Source organism: Streptomyces sp. MBT65, assembly GCF_016612545.1.
Lineage (GTDB): Bacteria > Actinomycetota > Actinomycetes > Streptomycetales > Streptomycetaceae > Streptomyces.
This window is the reverse complement of the sequence record NZ_JAENRY010000556.1, coordinates 1-2,304: the sequence shown is the minus strand read 5'-3', so window position 1 is coordinate 2,304 and position 2,304 is coordinate 1. Positions and strand designations below refer to the sequence as shown.

Here is a 2,304-nt window from a genome sequence, read left to right as displayed (position 1 = left end):
CCCCCACTCGGTCCCGCTCCGGACCCGGGTCACCCGCCCGTGCCCGCTCCTCCGCCCACGCGACAGCGGTCGGCGACAGATCGACCCCGTCCACCTCGAACCCCCGCGCGGCCAGGTGAAGGGTGTTGCGTCCCGGACCGCACCCCAGGTCCAGGGCGCGGCCGCCCCCGGGTATCAACCCCCTGTCGAGATACCCGACCAGACTCTCGTCCGGCTTCGCCACGAAGAACGGCACCGGCTTGTCGCGGTCGGCATAGAACCCGTCCCACCAGGAGGCGCCCCGGGAACTCCAACGGTCGGCCTCCGGCGCGAACAGCCCGTCCAGAAGCCGGAGTACGTCGTCGACCGTACGGATGTCACGTCCGTGCCGGTTCTGGTCCATCCGGTCCCCGCTCCCCACTCCGACTCCACCGGTTCTCCGAGGTGTCGAGCCTAGGGTCAGACCAGCTAGAAGCCCAGGTCAGCTCTCATCCGGAGCGCTCACGCCGATGCCGTCAACGCCCCCGTGCGGGCCCGGAGTTGGCGCCGCAAGGGCGTCACTCCGGCACCGCACCGAACTCCTGCCGGCGCCCCGCCCCAGCGCCGCCAGGACGGCATTCCCGGTCACGGCGGCCACACTTTTCCGCGCAAGGTGTGTCCCGACCGGCAACGCCCCCACCCCGTCACCCCGTCACCTTCACCGACTCGAACGTCGTCCCCTCCGGTCCCACGCACACGAACCAGTTGGTCGATGAGCCGGCCACCGTCCGGATCGCCGACTCGTCGGAGTTGACGTCGGCGCCCGCCGGGACCCGGTGGACGACCGTCGAACTGCCGTCCTTCCAGGTGCATGTGACCTCCTGGGCGGTTCTGGCGACCTGGCCGATCACCAGGCGCTGAGGCATCGTGTGCTTCGGGTCCAGGGAGAGCGCGGCCGACTCGAGGTCCGTTCCCCTCATGGCGTCGTTCGCGCCGATCGTGTTCTCCGTGAGGGCGGCCGGGGCACCGTCCCCGATGCTCCGGCGGGTGAAGAACGAGGACTTGCCGACCAGTTGGGACGGCTTGCTCACCTCCACCGGCACCTCGCCGTACGTCCTCATGGCCTGGAACTGGATCCGGGCCTCCCCCTCGTCGTGCGGGGCACCCCACTCGTCGACGGTGATCCGCCACTCCTTGCCGCCGACGCTGCCCGTGCCGAGCAGGGTCTGCTGCGGCGCGTACACATGCCGCTCCTGCGGGGTCGCCGGCGCCGTCGACCCCTGTGTCACCGCCGGGGACACCTCGACCCCGCTCCCGTCGCGCAGCCCGGCCAGGGCGAGCGTGCCCGATGTTCCGGCGATCACCAGTGCCGTGGCCGTCGCGAGTGCCCAGCGGCGGGCCCGGCGCCTGCGGCCACCCCGGATCACCGCCTGGTAGGGGGCTATACCGATCTCGACCTCGTCCGCGGCGTCGGCCAGCAGCAGGGCGATGTCTCTGTCCGTCATGGTCTGGTTCGTCTCCCGGTCCGCGCTCATCACTTCCGCCCTCCCTGCGTCACCGTCTCGGCCAGTCCCGGTATGGCGCGGAGTTTCGCGATCCCCTTGGCCGCGTTGCTCTTCACCGCGCCGACCGAGCAGCCCATCGCCTGGGCCGTCTGTGTCTCGGTCAGGTCCTCCCAGTACCGCAGCACCACCGCCTCCCGCTGCCTCGGCGGCAGTTGGGCCAGTGCCTTCAGGAGGGTGCTGCGGTCCTCGGCCTGGGCGATCCGGTCGCCGGTGTCGGCGATCTCGCGCACCAGGCCCGAGTCGTCCTTCGGTGCCAGGAACTCCTTGAGCCGTCTGCGGTGTTTGCGTGCGTGCGCGTTGATCATCACGCGCCGTACGTACGCCTCCGGATCGTCGGCCGCGCCGACCCTGCGCCAGGCCACGAAGACCTGCTCGAGCGTCGACTGGACCAGGTCCTCCGCGGTGTACTGCTCCCCCGTCAGAAGAAATGCCGTCCGCAACAACCGCGGCCAGCGGCCGATGACAAAGCTCTGGAACTCGTCATCGCGAGTCTCCCGAGCCTCCTTGCGCTCCCCCATGGGCACCTCCTAGATGTCTAAAGGAGTCCATGAGCCGCCCGAACCGTTGCCCCACTTCTCAGAAAACCGTTGCCTCACTTCTCGGAACTCGTGGAAGCCACCCCCTGAGCGGCCTCCGCAGGGTCCACCCCCTCGGCGGCCACCGCTGGGTCCGTAATCTCCCCACCGGCCTCCGGCTCCGCACCCGCTCCGGCCACCGAGGACACCCCCGCCTCCTTGCCCCACGGCAGCCACACCACCATCAGCACCACCCCACCGAGCAG

The 2,304-nt window shown here is 70.4% G+C and carries 4 protein-coding genes; all 4 read right to left on the bottom strand.

Going from position 1 to position 2,304, the window contains the following annotated elements; translation table 11 throughout:
- On the bottom strand, positions 1–382 hold a 382-nt coding region (locus JHN63_RS50210; RefSeq protein WP_200691811.1), incomplete at its 3' end, for a bifunctional 2-polyprenyl-6-hydroxyphenol methylase/3-demethylubiquinol 3-O-methyltransferase UbiG.
- A gap of 280 nt (positions 383–662) precedes the next feature.
- Positions 663–1,493 carry a hypothetical protein gene (locus JHN63_RS50205; RefSeq protein WP_200691810.1) on the bottom strand — a complete coding sequence of 277 codons (831 nt, stop codon included), beginning with the start codon at positions 1,491–1,493 and terminating at the stop codon, positions 663–665.
- Complete coding sequence (locus tag JHN63_RS50200; protein WP_200691809.1) at positions 1,493–2,041, bottom strand: SigE family RNA polymerase sigma factor; 549 nt, start codon at positions 2,039–2,041, stop codon at positions 1,493–1,495. The genes JHN63_RS50205 and JHN63_RS50200 overlap by 1 nt, the downstream gene beginning before the upstream one ends.
- A gap of 74 nt (positions 2,042–2,115) precedes the next feature.
- Positions 2,116–2,304 (bottom strand): hypothetical protein (locus JHN63_RS50195; RefSeq protein ID WP_200691808.1); only part of this gene is annotated, 189 nt, incomplete at its 5' end.